Source organism: Ruegeria sp. BG7, assembly GCF_056535685.1.
Genome location: NZ_JBQFIU010000001.1, coordinates 3,198,486 through 3,215,289, shown reverse-complemented (window position 1 = coordinate 3,215,289; position 16,804 = coordinate 3,198,486). Strand labels below are relative to the sequence as shown.

Below are 16,804 nucleotides of genomic sequence, written 5' to 3'. Positions count from 1 at the left end.
AGACCGGAGTATCGCACTTGTCCCTATTCCTTATCGCGGCCCTTCCTTTCCTTGGTGCTGTGTTCCCTGCTCTTCTGATCCGTGCAGGCAGAAACGCGGCTGCATCCGCAGCGGCATTGACGACGTTTCTCGCCCTGATGGGGCTTTTGATCCACATCCCTTCGGTCATGCGCGGCGAAGTTGTTACTGCACGGTTCGATTGGATTCCGGGACTTGGTTTAAACGCGAACTTTATGCTGGACGGACTAGGGTTTTTGTTTGCCCTGCTGATTTTGGGCATCGGTCTGCTGATCATCCTGTACGCGCGGTTCTACCTCTCGCGCGAAGATCCGATGGGGCAGTTCTATACCTATCTGCTGCTGTTTCAGGGCGCGATGGTCGGGATCGTTCTGTCAGACAACATCCTGCTTTTGCTTATTTTCTGGGAGCTTACGTCACTCAGCTCATTCCTGCTGATCGGCTATTGGAAACACCTGCCCGAAGGTCGCCAAGGCGCGCGTATGGCGCTGGCCGTTACGGGTGGCGGCGGGTTGGCGATGATTGCCGGGATGCTGATCCTGGGAAACATCGTGGGGTCATATGATCTGAGCGTCATTCTGCAAAACAAAGAACTGATCCAGGCTTCGCCCTACTACCTGCCCGCGCTGATCCTGATCCTGTTGGGCGCCTTCACAAAATCGGCCCAGTTCCCGTTCCATTTCTGGTTGCCGCACGCGATGGCGGCACCCACGCCGGTTTCGGCCTATCTGCACTCAGCCACAATGGTTAAAGCCGGTCTGTTTCTGATGGCGCGGATGTGGCCGGTTTTGGCCGGGACGGATGCATGGTTCTATATTGTCGCCACCACTGGTCTGGTGACCATGCTGTTGGGCGCGGTGATTGCTCTGTTCAAGGATGACTTAAAGGCGCTGCTTGCGTTTTCGACCGTTTCTCATCTGGGCCTGATCACCATGCTGCTGGGTTTTGGCACCAAGTTCGCAGCTGTCGCCGCCGTGTTTCACATCATCAACCACGCGACCTTCAAAGCCGCCCTATTCATGACCGCCGGGATCGTTGACCATGAAACCGGCACCCGTGACGTCAAGCGATTGGGCGGATTGCGGCATCTGATGCCGATCACCTTTACAATCGGCACCATCGCGGCCCTGTCGATGGCGGGCCTGCCGCCGCTAAATGGGTTCCTGTCGAAAGAGATGATGCTGGAGGAGACCGTCCACACGACATGGCTGAACTCGCATTATCTGGTGCCGGGATTGGCCTTGCTGGCATCGCTGTTTTCTGCAGCCTATTCCTTCCGTTTCGTGAGCCACGTGTTCCTCGGCCCGCAGCGCGACGACTACCCTGCGCATCCGCATGATCCACCCGTCGGTCTGTGGATTGCACCAGCCTTCCTGGTCGTGCTGGTCATTCTGATCGGCCTCTATTCGGCTGCGATCGTCGGCCCCTTGGTCGCCGTGGTGTCCAGCGCGGTGATCGGCGGAGAAAAGCTGCCCTACTACTCGCTGAAGCTGTGGCACGGTTTTGTGCCGGCACTGTACATGTCGATTGTCGCGACGCTGGGTGGCCTGTTCCTGCTGTCGATGCACAAACGCGGTGAGCAGCTATGGAACGCCCTGCCCCGCCCTGAGGCGAAGGTCATTTTCGAAGCGATCATCAACGCCTTCACCCGCCTCAGCCAATGGATCACGGATGAGCTGCACAACGGTGTCCTCAGCCGCTACGCGATCATCTTCGTCGCCTTTACCGTCGGTCTGGGCTACTACGCCTATTCGACAGGAACGATTGGCGTTGAAACACGTGTTCCGCTGCCTGCGCAGATCATCCCGATCATCGGCTGGATTTGTCTGGTTGGCGCGACCTTGGGGATCATGTGGTTCCACCGCAACCGTTTGTTGTCGCTTGTCCTGATCGGCGTCGTCGGCCTGATCGTGTCGGTCGCCTTCAACTATCTGTCTGCACCGGATCTGGCTCTGACCCAGATCTCGGTCGAGGTGGTGACAATGATCCTGCTGCTTCTGTCGCTGAACTTCCTGCCCACGGAAACGCCGTGGGACAGTTCAGCCGCACGACGGTGGCGAGATGCTGCGATTTCTGTTGTCGCGGGTATCGGGACCGGAGCGCTGATTTACGCGATCATGCTGCGGGACTTTGCCTTCCCGACAATCTCGGACTTCCATCTGGCGAATTCGTACAAGGGCGGTGGTGGCACCAACGTGGTGAACGTTATTCTGGTCGACTTCCGGGGCTTTGATACCTTTGGCGAGATCATCGTTCTGGGCATCGCGGCTCTGATCATCTTTGCCTTGACCGAAGCGGTTCTGAGCACGAATGTGCGCGGCTATCTTCTGAACCGAAAACCGCATTGGCCGCAATCGGGGGATTCTCATCCGCTGATGATGGTGGTTGCGACGCGTGTGATGATGCCCATCGCCCTGATGGTTGGCGCCTACATTTTCTTCCGGGGTCACAACCAACCCGGCGGCGGTTTCATCGCTGGTCTTGTCGTCGCAATTGCCTTTCTGATGCAATACATGGCCAGCGGATATACGTGGGCCATCGAACGACAAAGGTTCTACTATCACGGCACCATCGGCTGGGGTGTTCTGATTGCAGCCGCGACCGGCCTGGGGGCCTGGTTCAACGAACGTCCCTTCCTGACCAGCGATTTCGGTTACATCAACTGGCCACCGCTGGAAGAGTTCGAATGGGCCACGGCCATGCTGTTTGACGTGGGCGTTTTCCTCGCCGTTCTTGGGGCGGTGATGCTCGCGCTGGACAGCCTGTCGCGCTTTGCGTGGCGGCCGGGTATGGCGCAGGAATTCCCAATGGATATCAACCCACTGCGGGATGCCCCTCAAGACGAAGATAAAGAGAAGGAGCAGGCCTGATGGAAGCGCTCGTAGCCTCTGCCGTAGGCATTATGACCGCCGCCGGGATTTTCCTGATCCTGCGTCGCCGGACATTCCCAGTCATTCTTGGCCTGTCCCTGATCACCTACGCGGTGAACGTCTTCTTGTTTGCCACCGGGCGCCTCGCGCTGAATGCGCCAGCCGTTCTGAACAAATACGAAGACGTGCCCTATACCGACCCGCTGCCACAGGCGCTGGTGCTGACAGCCATCGTGATCTCGTTCGGGATGACGGCCGTGATCGTGATGATTGCCCTTTCGGCCTACCTGTCTTCAAAGGATGACCATATAGACATGAGCCCGCAGGACAGCGTGGACGCCCCGGGAGAAGACGCATGAACCACTGGATCGTTGCGCCGATCGTCCTTCCCGCGATCCTGGCCCCGTTCATCATCATGGTCCTGCGGTATCATCTGGACCTGCAGCGCATCTTCTCGGTCGCCGGTGTCATTGCCCTGCTGGGCATTGCCCTGACCATCACCGCGCAAGCGTCGGGTGGTGAAATTCTGGTCTACGAGTTGGGCAATTGGCCTGCACCTTTCGGTATTGTCATGGTGTTGGATCGGCTCTCAGCCATGATGGTTCTGCTGACCGCGCTGCTGGCCTTACCCATTGTGCTTTATGCCATAGCGTCGGGCTGGGACGAGCGCGGGAAACATTTCCACGCACTGCTCCATTTCCAGCTTATGGGCGTTTGCGGAGCTTTCCTGACCGGCGACGCGTTCAACCTGTTTGTGTTCTTCGAAGTTCTGCTGATCGCCTCCTACGGGCTGATGACCCATGGCGGCGGTTCGGTTCGATTGAAATCGGGCGTGCAGTATGTGGCTTACAACCTCTTGGGCTCGACCCTGTTTCTGTTTGCCTTGGGGACAATCTATGGCGTCACCGGTACGCTGAACATGGCAGACATCGCTGTGCGCGTTGCCGAAATCCCCGCCGAGGACACCGCCCTTTTGCGGGTTGGCGCAGTGCTTCTATTGCTGGTCTTCTGCATTAAAGCTGCGGTTTTGCCGCTGCATTTCTGGCTTCCTGCCAGCTACGCCAATGCGCCATTACCCGTGGCTGCCTTGTTCGCCATCATGACCAAAGTTGGTGCTTACTCGATCATTCGCATGTATACGCTGGCCTTCGGACCCGAGGTCGAAGCGACGCAAGGTTTGGTGGGCGATTGGCTGCAACCTGCCGCGCTTTTGACCTTGGCCGTTGGGGCCGTCGGCATATTGGGATCACAGCACATAGCCCGCATGGTGGCATTTTGCGCCATCGCTTCGATGGGTACGCTGCTGATCGCAATCTCGCAATTCACGCCAGATGCGACGGCGGCTGCACTCTACTACGTGTTCCACTCGACGCTTGCGACTGCGCTGTTATTCCTGGTGGCGGATCTGGTGATGGAACGTCGCGGCGGTGCCATCGCACCCACAACACCGATGCCACAGAGCGGCCTGATCTCGGCCCTGTTCTTTGTCGGAGCCATCGCAATGGCAGGTATGCCCCCGCTTTCGGGCTTCATCGGCAAACTGCTGGTTCTGGACGCGTCCCGCGATGCATCGGATGCAACAGCGGTCTGGGCTGTTATTCTGATCGGATCTTTTGTCACCATCGTTGGGCTGGCGCGCGCGGGAACGTTGATCTTCTGGAAAAGCCACGACACGCAGGTCGTCACCATCGAAGAGCCTGTCCAGGGCGAAGAGGTCCCAGCACCGGTCGCCCCAGAACCGCAACTCGGCCTTGCGATCACAGCCGTGTTTGGACTGGTGGCGGGTTTGATCCTGCTGACCCTGTTTGCAGGTCCGGCCCTTGAATACACAAGCAAGACCGCAGCTCAGCTGTTTGCGCCCGAAAACTACATCTCTGCCGTATTGGGAAGGGAAGAATGATGAAACTGCTACACCGGATTTTTCCGCACCCTCATCTGACTTTTCTGCTGACGCTCGTCTGGGTGCTGCTGGCCAATAACGGGTCTTTGAACTCTTTGGTGTTTGGTCTGATTTTGGGGATCATCATCCCCTTTATTACGCAGCCCTACTGGCCGGATCGTCCCAAGCTGCGCAATTGGCCGATGGTGGCAGAGTACATGCTGGTCGTGCTTTGGGACATTGTGATTGCAAACATCACCGTTGCCCGAATTATCCTGTTCAAACGCGATGCCGACCGCCAACCCAACTGGGTCTGTGTCCCGTTGGAACTGCGCACGCCAGAGGCGATCACCGTTCTGGCGGGCACCATAACCATGACCCCAGGCACCGTCAGCTGCGATCTGTCGGCGCAAGGGCATAACCTTTTGGTGCATTGTCTTGACGCCCCCAACCCTGAAGAGGTGCGCGATCAGATCAAGCAGCGTTATGAGCGCAGGCTGAAGGAGATTTTCGAATGATTTTGGAATATGCCATCTTGTTTGCCTTTGCCTGCTTCGGAGCCGCCATCATGATGTGCCTTTGGCGGATCATCACCGCAGACGGCGTTGGTACCCGCGTTCTTGCGCTGGATACGATGGTGATCAACACCATCGCCCTGATGATCCTGTATGGTCTGGATCAGGGCACCGAAATCTTTTTCGAAGCTGCCATGATCATTGCCATGCTCGGCTTCGTCTCAACTGTGGCTTACGCGCGCTTCATGTTGCGCGGCAACATTATCGAGTGAGGGCGGCATGACATTACTCGTCGAAATTCTGATCGCCGTTTTCCTGATCATGTCGGGCATCTTCGGTTTTGTCGGTTCCTTCGGCATGATCAAGCTAAAAGACCCTATGTCCCGCCTGCACGCGCCGACCAAGGCGACGACGTTGGGCGTGGGCGGTGTGCTTCTGGCCTCGATCACGCATTCCGTCCTGCTGGAAGGCAAACTGTCATTGCATGAGCTTCTGATCACGCTTTTCTTGTTCCTGACGGCACCGATCACGGCCCTGTTCATTGCCAAATGGCACATTCATCGTCATGAAAAGCCCAGCGATTTGCCGGATGCGGGTGAGGATGAGCTTTGGGCCACTCACGCGGTCGAGCAGGTCGAGGACGTCCCGGACCATAGCGCGAATTAACCCAATGCACTCACCTCCGCTACCTTTAACCCGCGATCTGGTTCTTGTTGGCGGAGGTCACACCCATGCGTTGCTTTTGCGGAAATGGGGGATGAACCCCCTGCCCGGGGCACGGGTGACAGTGATCAACCCCGGTCCAACCGCGCCATATTCCGGGATGCTACCCGGATTTGTCGCCGGACATTATGATCGCCGGGAATTGGACATTGATCTGGTGAAACTCGCGCGCTTCGCAGGCGCTCGTGTCATTCTGGGTGCGGTTGAGGGGATCGATACCGACGCACATCAGGTGCATGTTCCCGGACACCCGCCGGTCGGGTTTGATGTGGCGTCGGTCAATGTCGGGATCACTTCGGACATGCCCGCTCTGCCGGGCTTTGCCGAACATGCCATTCCAGCCAAACCTCTGGGCCGATTTGCTGCGCGGTGGGCTGACTACCTTAATCACGATGGCCCTGCGTCAGTCGCGGTGATCGGCGGGGGCGTTGCCGGGGCCGAATTGGTCATGGCCATGGCCCATGCTCTCAAAGCAAAGGGGCGCGCGGCGCGGATCACGCTGATCGATAATGCCTCGATCCTGACGGCCACCAAACCCAAGGCGGCGGCCACGATCCGCCGCGCCATGCAGGATCTGGGTGTGGACGTCATCGAAAACGCAGTGATCACCCGGATCGACGCGGATCGCGTGGAACTGAAGGACGGCCGCGCAATACCTGCAGATTTCGTCACCGGAGCCGCCGGGGCGCGCCCTTATGACTGGATCGCACATACCGGGCTGGATCTGCAGGACGGGTACATCCGGGTGAACGGCCATCTTCAATCCAGCGACCCCGCTGTTTTTGCAGCCGGAGATTGCGCCCACCTGTCGGATAATCCGCGCCCCAAGGCAGGCGTTTACGCGGTGCGCGAAGCGCCCGTTCTTTTTGATAATCTGCGTGCCGCGCTGGGGGCGGGACGGATTCGCAGGTATGTCCCGCAGAAGGATTACCTCAAACTGATTTCTTTGGGCGGCAAATCCGCGCTTGGTGAACGTTTGGGGACATCCTTCAGCGGTCCGATCATGTGGAAATGGAAGAACCACATTGACCAAACCTTCATGAATAGGTTTCGAAACCTGCCGCAGATGAAGCTTCCAGCATTACCACGCGACCGGGCCTTTGGGCTGGATGAGACGCTTGGGGAAAAACTAATGTGCGGAGGATGCGGGGCCAAAGTCGGGCGCGACGCGTTGCAGACCGCTCTGAAATTGCAACCCGCGCCTGTCCGATCAGACATCACCCCCCTGCCCGGCGATGATGCGGCTTTGTTACAGGCGGGTGGCGTTCAGCAAGTCATGACCTCGGATCACCTGCGGGCTTTCACCAATGATCCCGCCCTTATGGCGCGCATTGCTGCTGTGCACGCCTTGGGGGATATCTGGGCCATGGGAGCAACGCCTCAGGCCGCAACGGCGACGATCATCCTGCCTCGTATGTCCGCCAGTCTTCAAGGCCGCACCATGGCAGAAATCATGGCAGTCGCAGGCAAGGTGATGAAAGAGGCCGGGGCCGAGATCGTGGGTGGGCACAGTTCCATGGGCGACGAGATGACCATCGGCTTTACGATAACCGGCCTTTGTGAAACGCCTCCTGTAACATTGGCGGGTGGGCAACCGGGGGACCGTCTGATCCTGACCAAGCCCTTGGGCAGCGGCGTTATGATGGCTGCGGAAATGGCCGGTCTAGCGGACGGAGCCTGGGTCGCAGCGGCCTACCAGCAGATGACCCAACCGCAGGGAGAGGCGGCACGTATTATGGCCAAAGCCCATGCGATGACGGATGTGACCGGGTTTGGATTAGCCGGACACCTGCAAGGTATCTGCGACGCCTCAGGCTGCGGTGCCGTGCTTGATCTGGACGCGATTGAGGTGATGGATGGTGCGCTGGAGCTGTCTGAACAAGGTATGCGGTCAACGATCTTTGCCGACAACCGGGCTATTGCCATGGGCCTGCCCGCCGAAGGCAAAGCCGCTTTGTTGTTCGATCCGCAAACGGCTGGGGGTTTGCTGGCGGCTGTCGATGCGGCAGCGGCCGATGCACTGATTCAGGACTTGAAGGCCGCAGGGTACCCCGCCGTAATCATTGGCGAATTGACTGATACTCCGGGCATGCGCCTTCAAAGCTGATTCAACAGGCTTTCGATTTGAGACGCTGCCGTTGCAAGGCCGTCATCGTCCAATGTCGCAATGTTGATGTTGGCCAGTACCTGTACGGACCGCGACCGCCGTGATTTGGTGTAGGCCGGATCATAGTGCTGTTCCATCAACGCCTGTGTCAGCGCGTGTTTTTCATCCGCATCGATCAGGTGCATCCACCCATCGACAACGTCATGTCCGCGATGAAAACGCAGCGGAGAAAGCCGATCCCGCAAACGATCACTGTCAGACAGGATGTCGTCATAGGCCCTCACCAGATAGGCGGCGCGCGCTTCAATCGGTGCTGTGATTTGCACCCTGGGGGCCGCGCATAGCGCGGTCCAAAGGCTGGGCGGCAGGATCAGACTGCCGATTTTCGAAGATTCCGCTTCGACCACAACAGGGCGCGCTGGATCCATTGCGCACAGCGCGCTGGACAATGCCGATTCAAACGCCTTTTGCGCGGGCTGTCCGCCTGGCCTTTCCCCCAGCAAAGATCCCCGGTGATTGGCCAATGCCTCAAGGTCCAGAACCTGAACGCCACACCTTTGCAACAGAGCCAACAGATCCGTCTTGGCCGTTCCGGTATAGCCATCCAGGGCGATCAATCGATGCGGTAGTGGATCGTCGTACAAATACGCATTCACCAACCGGCGGTACGTGCGATAGCCGCCTTCGACCACGTCAGCGCGCCAACCGATTTGCTGCAACATCCAGGTGAACGAACCAGAACGTTGACCACCGCGCCAGCAATAGACCAATGGTCTCCAACTACCCGCGTGATGGCTGAGGCGCTGTTCGATGTGATTGGCCGCATTGCGGAACACAAGCGCGGCCCCCAGTTTGCGCGCCAAAAACGGGCTTTCCTGAACATAGATGGTCCCAACCCGAGCGCGCTCTTCGTTGTTCAGAACCGGTAGATTTATAGCACCCGGCAAATGATCCTCGGCATACTCGGCCGGGCTGCGCACGTCGATAACCGTATCAAAGTTGTGCGCGTGAAGCTTGGTCAGATCAGGGAATTTCAAAGCCATACCAGTGGTCTAGCTTGCCGAGTTTCGAAAGAAAAGGTCATGCGCCCTTAGCCGTCGAAAGGTTCAATCAGTTCGGGTCCGCTGGCCCGGTTGGAATTCACCGTCGGGTCGACGCGGTGGTAGGCCAGCACGCCCTCGTCACCCGGCTGCATCAACCGTGCGGCACCTTTCCCCGACTCGCCCAGCCACAATGGCCAGTCTTCAGGCTCAAGGATCAAGGGCATCCGGTGGTGTATTGTCTTGAGATTTTCATTTGCACCTGTGGTCACGATAGCGCAGGTGCCTTGTCGGCTTTCCTGTGGTCCCCAATCCTGCCAGACGCCCGCGAAGGCAATCGGGGCTCCATCCTTGCGATGGATGTACCACGGCAGTCGGGTGCCCTGATCGGTTTTCGTCCATTCGTAGAACCCGGTGGCCGCGATCAGGCAGCGGCGCGACCGGCAGGCTTCACGAAAGGCTGGTTTTTTCGCCAAAGTCTCGGACCGCGCATTGATCAACAACGGGCCAGCCGTTTCAGATTTGTACCAGTGTGGCAGAAATCCCCAACGCAAACCGTCCAGATGGCGGCCTGTTTCACCGCTGCGCACCACATGTACCTGATTTGTCGGACAAACATTGAAGTTTGGAACTGCTGGCAGCGTATTTGCCGGCCGTGCAGAAAACAGCTGCGCCATGGCGTCATTGGGAAGAGTTATTGCAAACCGTCCACACATGGGTAATGAACCATCGATACATTCTTGATACAGGCGCAGGATCTTACGGGTCACATGAAAAACCAAACGACTCAATCCCTCAAGAGCAAAGCGATTTCCCTTCTGGAAGCAGAAAAGTTGCCACAGGCTTTGAAAAAGGCGCAGCTAGGCGTCAAGAAATTCCCCAAGGACTCGGACTTTCACGCCATCGCCGGTTTTGTTCTGACCGAGATGAAACAATACAAGAAATCCATTCCGCATTTCGTCGAAGCCTCGCGGATGAAACCGGATGATCCGCAATTCGTGGAAAACCTCGCCAACGCTCTGATGCAGATCGGCCAGTTTCCCAAAGCGCTGGAATACACCGAACAAAAATTGGAACAGTTCCCCAACAACAAGGAACTGAACCGAGTTCTGGATGAGATACACCTCAAAGGTACATCGTGGCGTTCGATCATTGAACACGCAACCAACAAGCTGGCCAATGACCCCGACAATGCTGATTTGTTGACCAAGCGGGCCCGAGCCTATTCCAAGATTGGATTTGTCGATGAAAACTCCCGTGATATTGCGCGTGCCTATGAACTGGACCCGAACAATATTAAGATCTCCTTCCAGAAATCCGTAAATCTGCACCAAAGCGGCGATAAAGAAGCATCTACCGAGATTCTACACCGTATCCTTGAGGAAAATCCTGAGCACGCCCCGACATTGCTGCAATTGTCGACAATGGTCGGCAAGGAGGATGCGGTGAACCTGATGGACGCAGTTGAGATCGCTATCGCCAGTAACGAGAACGTGCTGGTGGAGCTTGAGTTCGCCAAAGCGCATCTGATTTCCCAAACCGATGGTCTGGAAGCGGCGCTGTCGCAATTTGCTTACGCCAATGCGATTCAGCACGACGGCAATCCATATAACTTTGCTGCAGAAGAGAAAAAACTTCGCAATATCACAAGCCTGTTCCCGCTCGGCGAAGACATTCAAACCTCTGACAACAACGATTCACCGGTACCGATCTTTGTACTTGGGCAGCCGCGGTCTGGTACCACACTGATGGAAATGATGCTTAGTTCTGCGCCACATATTGCTGGGTGTGGCGAGTTAATGCTGGGCGCGGACTTATCCCAAGACTTCGAGAACGGTAAAAACGCTTTCACCGCCGCGAAGGCAACCGAATTTGCGCAGGAATTCCGTAAGCTAATGCCGCCAATCCCCGCGGATTCGGTCGCCTTTGTCGACAAGATGCCCCACAATTTTCAGCGAGTGGGGTTCCTGCTGGCCGCGTTCCCAAATGCCAAGATAATCAACATGCTGCGAGATCCCCGCGATGTCGGCTTGTCCAAGTGGATTCGCCGCTTTCCTGCAGGCGGGATGCGCTATGCGTCAAATCTGCGGTCGATTGCTCATTCGGCGAACTTGTACCGCCAGTACATGGCGCATTGGCAGTCCGTGTTTGGCGAAAACATCCTGACCATTCCTTATGAGAAGCTGGTGGCCGACCCGGAGACCTACAGCAAACAGGTCGCCGCGTTTTGCGGCATTGAATGGAGCGAGGCCATGATGCGACCCGAGCAAAACACCAAACAGGTCAGAACAGCTAGCATCGATCAGGTTCGCAATAAAATCTCAACCAAATCCATTGGTGGATGGCAGAGCGTCTCCGAACATTTGCGCCCTATGCTGGACGACTTGGACCCATCGCTTTGGCCGGAATACGATTTCAGCTGACAGGCCGTGAAACAGAAAAAGCCGCATCACCCGGATGCGGCTTTCTTGTTTCAGGTGGCAGAATTTACTTCTGCTTGATACGCCCGTCCAGATAGGGCTGATACGGCGCGTTTTCCGCTAGATATTCGGCTGTGACATCGGCCAGATCGGGGCCGAAGTCATAGGCATTCTTGTCGTCACCTTCGAACATCGAATAACCATCGCCACCGTTGCGCACATAGTTGTTGGTCACAACAAGGTAAGTCTTGTTCGGATCAATCGGAACAAATCCGTCACCTTCGGCCACCATGACTTCGCTGATGCGGCCTTCGTTCGGGGCCACGCTAGGATCCCAGGTAAAGCTCAGGCCCGCAACTTGCGGAAAGCGGCCTTTTACCTCTTCAACCTGACTGACTCCATTTTCCAACGCGTCGATGACGGTCTGGCCGGTGATCTCAAAAGTGGACAGCGTGTTCTGGAACGGCAGAACCGTCAGCACTTCGCCCATGGTTACATCACCCTCGTCGATAGACGCACGCAGGCCACCTGAGTTGGCAATTGCAATCTGCGCCCCCTGATCGGCGACACGGGCCAGCATCGCGTCGGCCACAAGGTTACCCATTTCACATTCCTGCACACGGCAGATCGACCTGTCGCCCTGAATTGCTGCGCCTGAGTTTGCAACAACGCGTTGCTTCATCTCTTCAATCGGCGCACCCATTTCGGCCACGCGGGCAGCGATGTCAGCGTCAGGCGTGACCGAGGCGTCCAGAAGAATGGGTTCGCCCTCGGCTGCAATCAGATTGCCGTCGTCGTCAAAGGTCAGGGTGATCTCGCCCAGGTATTTTGAATACGCGTAAGCCTGAACCACCGGCACGTCACCAACCATCATCGGATACGACCCGGCCGCGCCCTCCTGCGTGTTCGACAACAGAGTATGCGAATGACCACCGACCACCAGATCGAGGCCCGGAACCTGCGCTGCGATCTCAAGATCCTTGGCCAGACCCACATGGTTCAAGGCGATGATGATGTTGACGCCTTCATCCTGCAGTGCCGCCACATCCGCCTTCAGGCTTTCGATCTCGTCCTGAAACACAACGTCCTTGCCGGGGCTGGACGTCTCAACCGTATCCGTGGCGAGCGCCGAGATGATACCGACTTTCTGGCCGCCGATATCAAGCACAACATGGTTTTCAACCTTGCCGTTTAGCTCGGCCGACGATGACAGGTCCAGATTGCCTGAAATCACCGGGAAGCTGACCGTTTCAATGAACGATGCCAAACCTTCAGGGCCGTCGTCGAATTCGTGGTTCCCCACGGCCATGACGTCATAGCCGATCGCTTCCATAAACTCGGCTTCTGCTGCGCCCTTGTAAGTGGTGTAGAACAACGACCCTTGGAAAGGATCGCCTGCGTCCAGCAGCAGAACATTCTGATCCGCCAGCGCATCACGACGGGAATCAACGATCGTCTTGAGGCGCGCAACCCCGCCAAAACATTTGCCTTCCGCTTCATCCTCAGCGTCGCAAGTTGAGTCGTATTTATTGATCGACTCGATGCGGCTGTGAATGTCGTTGGTGTGCAGAATGGTTAACTTATATTCGGCCGCCGCCATACCGGCAGTTAGGCCAAGAATTGCAGCAGACGCCAAGAATCGGGTCAACATACTGAATCTCCCTGTTTATATTTTCAAAGATCGTGCGCTTATGGAGAGCGAGAGTCAAAGAGGAAATCCGGCTTGATTCCGAACGCCGCGCGGGGCATCAGATCGATATGCTGATTTACAAAATTTTCCGGGCCGATGAATGGGCCGCCCTGCAAGACAAGGGCGCAACAGATGGCGCCCCAATTGATGTCACCGATGGCTTTGTCCATTTTTCAACGGCTGAACAAGCTGCTGAGACGGCGGCGAAACACTTCGCAGGTGTGGATGATCTGACGTTACTGGCCTGTAATGCCGACGCCATGGGCGACGATCTGAAATGGGAAGTTTCTCGGGACGGTGCCCTGTTCCCGCATCTCTATCGCCAGATCCGGCTTGGCGACGTTGTCTGGTCGCGCCCTCTGCCATTTGACGGTGCTGTGCACCAGTTCCCCGAGGACATGGAATGACATCCTTTATCGACCCGGATCGGGATCAGTTCGAAGCATTCAAAGCGCTGGATCGCAATCAGCCGATCGAAATGCTCAATCTGGTTAAATTCCGGGCCGTAGCACAGTATCCCGCGTCGCATGAATTGGCAGGCGCGGGGCTGACAGGTGCAGAAGCCTATCAGAAATACGGTGCTGAAACCGCCCCGATTATTGCGCGTATCGGGGCAAGTATTTTGTGGCGTGGGGTGTTTGAAACAACTCTCATCGGACCGGTTGATGAGGTCTGGGATGCCGTCTTTATCGCCCGCTATCCGACCGCGCACGCGTTCCTTGAAATGGTGACAGACCCAGTGTACCGGGCCGCGGTCATCCACCGTCAGGCTGCAGTCGAAACCTCGCGCCTGATCCGGTGTGGATCCGGGGAAAGCGGAAAGGCCTTCGGATGAAGCTGATTGAAAAACTGGGGCTGAGCGCCCTGCACCGCATGGATCCCGAAGCTGCGCATGGCATGTCGATCATGGCGTTGAAGTCCGGGCTGACACCCGCGCCGGGACCGGTGACGACACCGCGCCTGAAAACCAAAGTGGCGGGGTTGGATCTGCCCAACCCAGTCGGTCTGGCCGCTGGTTTTGACAAAAATGGCGAGGTTCTCGCCCCCCTATCGCGCGCCGGGTTTGGCTTTATTGAGGTGGGCGCCGTCACGCCCCTTCCGCAGCCGGGAAACCCCAAACCACGCCTGTTTCGTCTGACCGAGGACAAGGCAGCCATCAACCGCTTTGGTTTCAACAACGAAGGCATGGAGGTGATGGCCAAACGGCTGGCAGAGCGCCCCAAAGACGCAGTGATCGGCCTGAACCTTGGGGCCAATAAAGACAGCGAAGACCGCGCTGGTGATTTTGCGAAAGTTCTGGCCCATTGCGCGGCACATCTGGATTTTGCCACCGTAAACGTATCGTCACCGAACACGGAAAAACTGCGCGATTTGCAGGGCAAGGCCGCGCTGACCGCGCTGTTGAATGGTGTGATCGAAACACGCCATGCTCTGCCCCGCCCGCTTCCGATCTTTCTGAAAATTGCGCCTGATCTGACTGAACCGGAATTGCAGGACATTGCTGAGGTCGCTCGCGAAACCCGCGTGGATGCGGTGATTGCCACCAACACCACCCTGTCGCGCGACGGGTTGCTTAGCGCGCATAAAGGGGAAACCGGAGGATTGTCTGGCGCGCCTTTGTTCGAAAAATCCACCCGTGTGCTGGCGAAGCTGAGCCAGTTGACCGATGGAGCAATCCCGCTGATCGGCGTCGGCGGCATCAGCAATGCCGAGCAAGCTTACGCCAAGATCTGCGCCGGGGCGTTTGCTGTACAGTTCTATACCGCCATGGTTTACGGTGGGATCTCACTTGCTGCTGATATCGCGCATGGGCTGGATCAATTGCTGGCCCGCGATGGCTTTGACAGCGTTGCCCAGGCCGTGGGCAGCAAACGAGAGGACTGGCTGTGATCGAATACTGGCACAACCCCCGCTGTTCCAAATCCCGCGCCGGGCTGGTGCTGTTAGAGGGAAATGGCGCAAAGATCAAACTGCGAAAATACCTTGAAGATGTGCCCTCAGCAGACGAAGTACGGGCCGCGCACGTTTCACTGGGATTGCCTGTGATTGATATGGTGCGCACCGGTGAAAAACGGTTCAAGGAATTGGGGCTGACAAAGACCGCATCAGATGACGACTTGATCCGCGCCATGGCGGAAAACGCGATCCTGATCGAACGCCCCCTTGCCATTGCCGGGGACAAAGCCGCCATCGGGCGTCCACCTGAGAACCTGCTGACACTGCTCTAAGCCACTTGCGCTTCCAGCTTGGGATAGCGCCAGCCCATCGTCACACCCCGCGCGATGTTCAGAACCATAAGCGCGGCCCACAGACCGTGATTTCCGAGGCTCGGCACTAAAATGAACAGCGCGATTACATAGATCGCCACGGATTGAATCATTGCGTTGCGCATGGCCCGGGTCCAGGTGGCACCAATGTAGATGCCATCGAACATCCAACTGGCCACACCAATAATCGGGGCCAATGCCGCCCAGAACAGGTAGTCGCGGCTGGCCAAACGCACCTCGGGCGAGGTTGACATCAGATCAATCAGGGCCGGGCCAGCCAGGAAGAACACAGCCCCCAGTAATATGGCTCCACCAAGCCCCCATTGCGATGCCATGATACTGGCGCGTCGCAGCTGGTGCCGATCCCGCGCACCAACTGCGCCACCGACCAAAGCCTCGGCCGAAAAGGCGAACCCGTCCAGGGCGAAGGCTGTGATCTCAAGGAATTGCAGAAGAACCTGATTGGCGGCCAGGGTCACGTCGCCCAGATCCGCGCCGACAAACAAAAAGGTCGTGAACGAGCCTGTTAAAAGGACGGAACGGATCATGATGTCACCGTTGACCTGCATCATTCGACGCAGGCGCGCGGCATCGAAGATCCGAGCCCGGTCACGCCAGATTTTGCCTTCGAATCCATCCCGGCACAGCCACAAGCCCAGCGCTAAACCTGTCCACTCGGCAATCAGGGTGGCCACAGCGACACCCTCGACGCCCCATCCCAGCCCCAGAACAAACCAAAGGTCCAGAATGATATTCAGCCCGTTCATCCAGATTTGCAGAATGAAAACGCCACGTGTGCGTTCAACGGCGATCAGCCATCCGGTCACGGCATACAGCGCAATCGTGGCCGGAGCACCCCAGATGCGAATCTCAAGGTAGGCGCGCGTCAGTGACTCAACCTCGGGGCTGGCAGGCGACAGGGCAAATGCCCCAGCAAAGACTGCCGCCTGCGCGAGGACAAAGACCACGCCCGCTGCCGCGCCCAGCAGAAGCCCTCGAATCAGCAAAGCCCTTGTTTCAGCGATGTCACCTGCCCCGCGCGCCTGCGCAGCCAGGCCAGTCGTGCCCATGCGCAGAAACCCGAAGATCCAGTAGATCGAAGCCAGTATAACCGCGCCCATACCCACGGCACCGATAGGTGCGGCCTGCCCCATTTGACCGACTACGCCCGTGTCTACCGCGCCAAGAATGGGCACGGTCGCGTTCGACAGCACGATCGGGACTGCGATCTTCAGCACCCGTCTGTGCGTGATGGGCGCCGACGCGTCCTGCATC

At 57.5% G+C, this 16,804-nt stretch carries 16 protein-coding genes; 12 read left to right on the top strand and 4 right to left on the bottom strand.

Annotated features, from left to right (window positions below; translation table 11 throughout):
- Positions 1 to 17 precede the first annotated feature (17 nt).
- The 7 genes from ACR3EH_RS15885 to selD are packed head-to-tail and all read left to right on the top strand — an operon-like array spanning position 18 to position 8,112.
- Positions 18 to 2,888: a monovalent cation/H+ antiporter subunit A gene (locus tag ACR3EH_RS15885; protein WP_171676146.1), complete on the top strand. Its 2,871-nt coding sequence runs from the start codon at positions 18 to 20 to the stop codon at positions 2,886 to 2,888.
- Positions 2,888 to 3,247, top strand: a complete 360-nt coding sequence (locus ACR3EH_RS15880; RefSeq protein WP_170751150.1) for a Na+/H+ antiporter subunit C — start codon at positions 2,888 to 2,890, stop codon at positions 3,245 to 3,247. Before ACR3EH_RS15885 ends, ACR3EH_RS15880 begins: the two co-directional genes overlap by 1 nt.
- A complete protein-coding gene (locus ACR3EH_RS15875) occupies positions 3,244 to 4,788 on the top strand; it encodes a monovalent cation/H+ antiporter subunit D (protein WP_171186170.1) in 1,545 nt (514 codons plus the stop codon). The genes ACR3EH_RS15880 and ACR3EH_RS15875 overlap by 4 nt, the downstream gene beginning before the upstream one ends.
- On the top strand, positions 4,788 to 5,285 hold the full coding sequence (locus tag ACR3EH_RS15870) for a Na+/H+ antiporter subunit E (RefSeq protein WP_171091225.1): 498 nt from the start codon (positions 4,788 to 4,790) through the stop codon (positions 5,283 to 5,285). Before ACR3EH_RS15875 ends, ACR3EH_RS15870 begins: the two co-directional genes overlap by 1 nt.
- Positions 5,282 to 5,554, top strand: a complete 273-nt coding sequence (locus ACR3EH_RS15865) for a K+/H+ antiporter subunit F (protein ID WP_174825372.1) — start codon at positions 5,282 to 5,284, stop codon at positions 5,552 to 5,554. Before ACR3EH_RS15870 ends, ACR3EH_RS15865 begins: the two co-directional genes overlap by 4 nt.
- Positions 5,555 to 5,561: 7 nt before the next feature.
- Positions 5,562 to 5,948 carry a Na+/H+ antiporter subunit G gene (locus tag ACR3EH_RS15860; RefSeq protein ID WP_171091048.1) on the top strand — a complete coding sequence of 129 codons (387 nt, stop codon included), beginning with the start codon at positions 5,562 to 5,564 and terminating at the stop codon, positions 5,946 to 5,948.
- Between the two features lie 4 nt (positions 5,949 to 5,952).
- Entirely contained in the window at positions 5,953 to 8,112 is a 2,160-nt protein-coding gene (selD, locus tag ACR3EH_RS15855; protein WP_171186172.1) for a selenide, water dikinase SelD, read from the top strand.
- Here selD and mnmH read toward each other — a convergent pair.
- Positions 8,103 to 9,155, bottom strand: coding sequence for a tRNA 2-selenouridine(34) synthase MnmH (mnmH, locus tag ACR3EH_RS15850; protein ID WP_171186174.1), 1,053 nt, complete (start codon positions 9,153 to 9,155; stop codon positions 8,103 to 8,105). The genes selD and mnmH overlap by 10 nt on opposite strands.
- A 47-nt stretch (positions 9,156 to 9,202) precedes the next feature.
- Positions 9,203 to 9,868: an SOS response-associated peptidase gene (locus ACR3EH_RS15845; RefSeq protein ID WP_171186251.1), complete on the bottom strand. Its 666-nt coding sequence runs from the start codon at positions 9,866 to 9,868 to the stop codon at positions 9,203 to 9,205.
- Between the two features lie 54 nt (positions 9,869 to 9,922).
- On the opposite strand from ACR3EH_RS15845, the gene ACR3EH_RS15840 reads away from it, so the two are divergent.
- A complete protein-coding gene (locus tag ACR3EH_RS15840; RefSeq protein ID WP_171186176.1) occupies positions 9,923 to 11,575 on the top strand; it encodes a tetratricopeptide repeat-containing sulfotransferase family protein in 1,653 nt (550 codons plus the stop codon).
- Positions 11,576 to 11,639: 64 nt separating this feature from the next.
- Here ACR3EH_RS15840 and ACR3EH_RS15835 read toward each other — a convergent pair whose 3' ends face one another.
- Entirely contained in the window at positions 11,640 to 13,223 is a 1,584-nt protein-coding gene (locus tag ACR3EH_RS15835; RefSeq protein ID WP_171091055.1) for a bifunctional metallophosphatase/5'-nucleotidase, read from the bottom strand.
- A 107-nt stretch (positions 13,224 to 13,330) separates the two neighbouring features.
- On the opposite strand from ACR3EH_RS15835, the gene ACR3EH_RS15830 reads away from it, so the two are divergent.
- Genes ACR3EH_RS15830 through arsC form a run of 4 tightly spaced genes read left to right on the top strand, consistent with a single transcriptional unit; the run spans position 13,331 to position 15,490 of the window.
- On the top strand, positions 13,331 to 13,669 hold the full coding sequence (locus tag ACR3EH_RS15830; protein ID WP_171091057.1) for a DUF952 domain-containing protein: 339 nt from the start codon (positions 13,331 to 13,333) through the stop codon (positions 13,667 to 13,669).
- Entirely contained in the window at positions 13,666 to 14,097 is a 432-nt protein-coding gene (locus tag ACR3EH_RS15825) for a DUF1330 domain-containing protein (RefSeq protein ID WP_171091059.1), read from the top strand. The genes ACR3EH_RS15830 and ACR3EH_RS15825 overlap by 4 nt, the downstream gene beginning before the upstream one ends.
- Positions 14,094 to 15,152, top strand: a complete 1,059-nt coding sequence (locus tag ACR3EH_RS15820; protein WP_171186178.1) for a quinone-dependent dihydroorotate dehydrogenase — start codon at positions 14,094 to 14,096, stop codon at positions 15,150 to 15,152. Before ACR3EH_RS15825 ends, ACR3EH_RS15820 begins: the two co-directional genes overlap by 4 nt.
- On the top strand, positions 15,149 to 15,490 hold the full coding sequence (arsC, locus tag ACR3EH_RS15815) for an arsenate reductase (glutaredoxin) (protein WP_171186180.1): 342 nt from the start codon (positions 15,149 to 15,151) through the stop codon (positions 15,488 to 15,490). Before ACR3EH_RS15820 ends, arsC begins: the two co-directional genes overlap by 4 nt.
- Here the strand turns inward: arsC and ACR3EH_RS15810 are convergent.
- Positions 15,487 to 16,803 carry an MATE family efflux transporter gene (locus ACR3EH_RS15810; RefSeq protein WP_171186182.1) on the bottom strand — a complete coding sequence of 439 codons (1,317 nt, stop codon included), beginning with the start codon at positions 16,801 to 16,803 and terminating at the stop codon, positions 15,487 to 15,489. The two genes, arsC and ACR3EH_RS15810, sit on opposite strands and share 4 nt — an antisense overlap.
- Between the last annotated feature and the right edge of the window lies 1 nt (position 16,804).

What these genes read in the sequence shown, in the direction of transcription:
- ACR3EH_RS15810 (WP_171186182.1), bottom strand. Translation starts at nt 16,803, where the DNA reads ATGCAGGACGCGTCGGCGCCCATCACGCACAGACGGGTGCTGAAGATC.
- ACR3EH_RS15875 (WP_171186170.1), top strand. Translation starts at nt 3,244, where the DNA reads ATGAACCACTGGATCGTTGCGCCGATCGTCCTTCCCGCGATCCTGGCC.
- ACR3EH_RS15835 (WP_171091055.1), bottom strand. Translation starts at nt 13,223, where the DNA reads ATGTTGACCCGATTCTTGGCGTCTGCTGCAATTCTTGGCCTAACTGCC.
- mnmH (WP_171186174.1), bottom strand. Translation starts at nt 9,155, where the DNA reads ATGGCTTTGAAATTCCCTGATCTGACCAAGCTTCACGCGCACAACTTT.
- ACR3EH_RS15825 (WP_171091059.1), top strand. Translation starts at nt 13,666, where the DNA reads ATGACATCCTTTATCGACCCGGATCGGGATCAGTTCGAAGCATTCAAA.
- ACR3EH_RS15840 (WP_171186176.1), top strand. Translation starts at nt 9,923, where the DNA reads ATGAAAAACCAAACGACTCAATCCCTCAAGAGCAAAGCGATTTCCCTT.
- ACR3EH_RS15830 (WP_171091057.1), top strand. Translation starts at nt 13,331, where the DNA reads ATGCTGATTTACAAAATTTTCCGGGCCGATGAATGGGCCGCCCTGCAA.
- ACR3EH_RS15865 (WP_174825372.1), top strand. Translation starts at nt 5,282, where the DNA reads ATGATTTTGGAATATGCCATCTTGTTTGCCTTTGCCTGCTTCGGAGCC.
- ACR3EH_RS15880 (WP_170751150.1), top strand. Translation starts at nt 2,888, where the DNA reads ATGGAAGCGCTCGTAGCCTCTGCCGTAGGCATTATGACCGCCGCCGGG.
- selD (WP_171186172.1), top strand. Translation starts at nt 5,953, where the DNA reads ATGCACTCACCTCCGCTACCTTTAACCCGCGATCTGGTTCTTGTTGGC.
- ACR3EH_RS15860 (WP_171091048.1), top strand. Translation starts at nt 5,562, where the DNA reads ATGACATTACTCGTCGAAATTCTGATCGCCGTTTTCCTGATCATGTCG.
- ACR3EH_RS15845 (WP_171186251.1), bottom strand. Translation starts at nt 9,868, where the DNA reads ATGTGTGGACGGTTTGCAATAACTCTTCCCAATGACGCCATGGCGCAG.
- ACR3EH_RS15820 (WP_171186178.1), top strand. Translation starts at nt 14,094, where the DNA reads ATGAAGCTGATTGAAAAACTGGGGCTGAGCGCCCTGCACCGCATGGAT.
- ACR3EH_RS15870 (WP_171091225.1), top strand. Translation starts at nt 4,788, where the DNA reads ATGAAACTGCTACACCGGATTTTTCCGCACCCTCATCTGACTTTTCTG.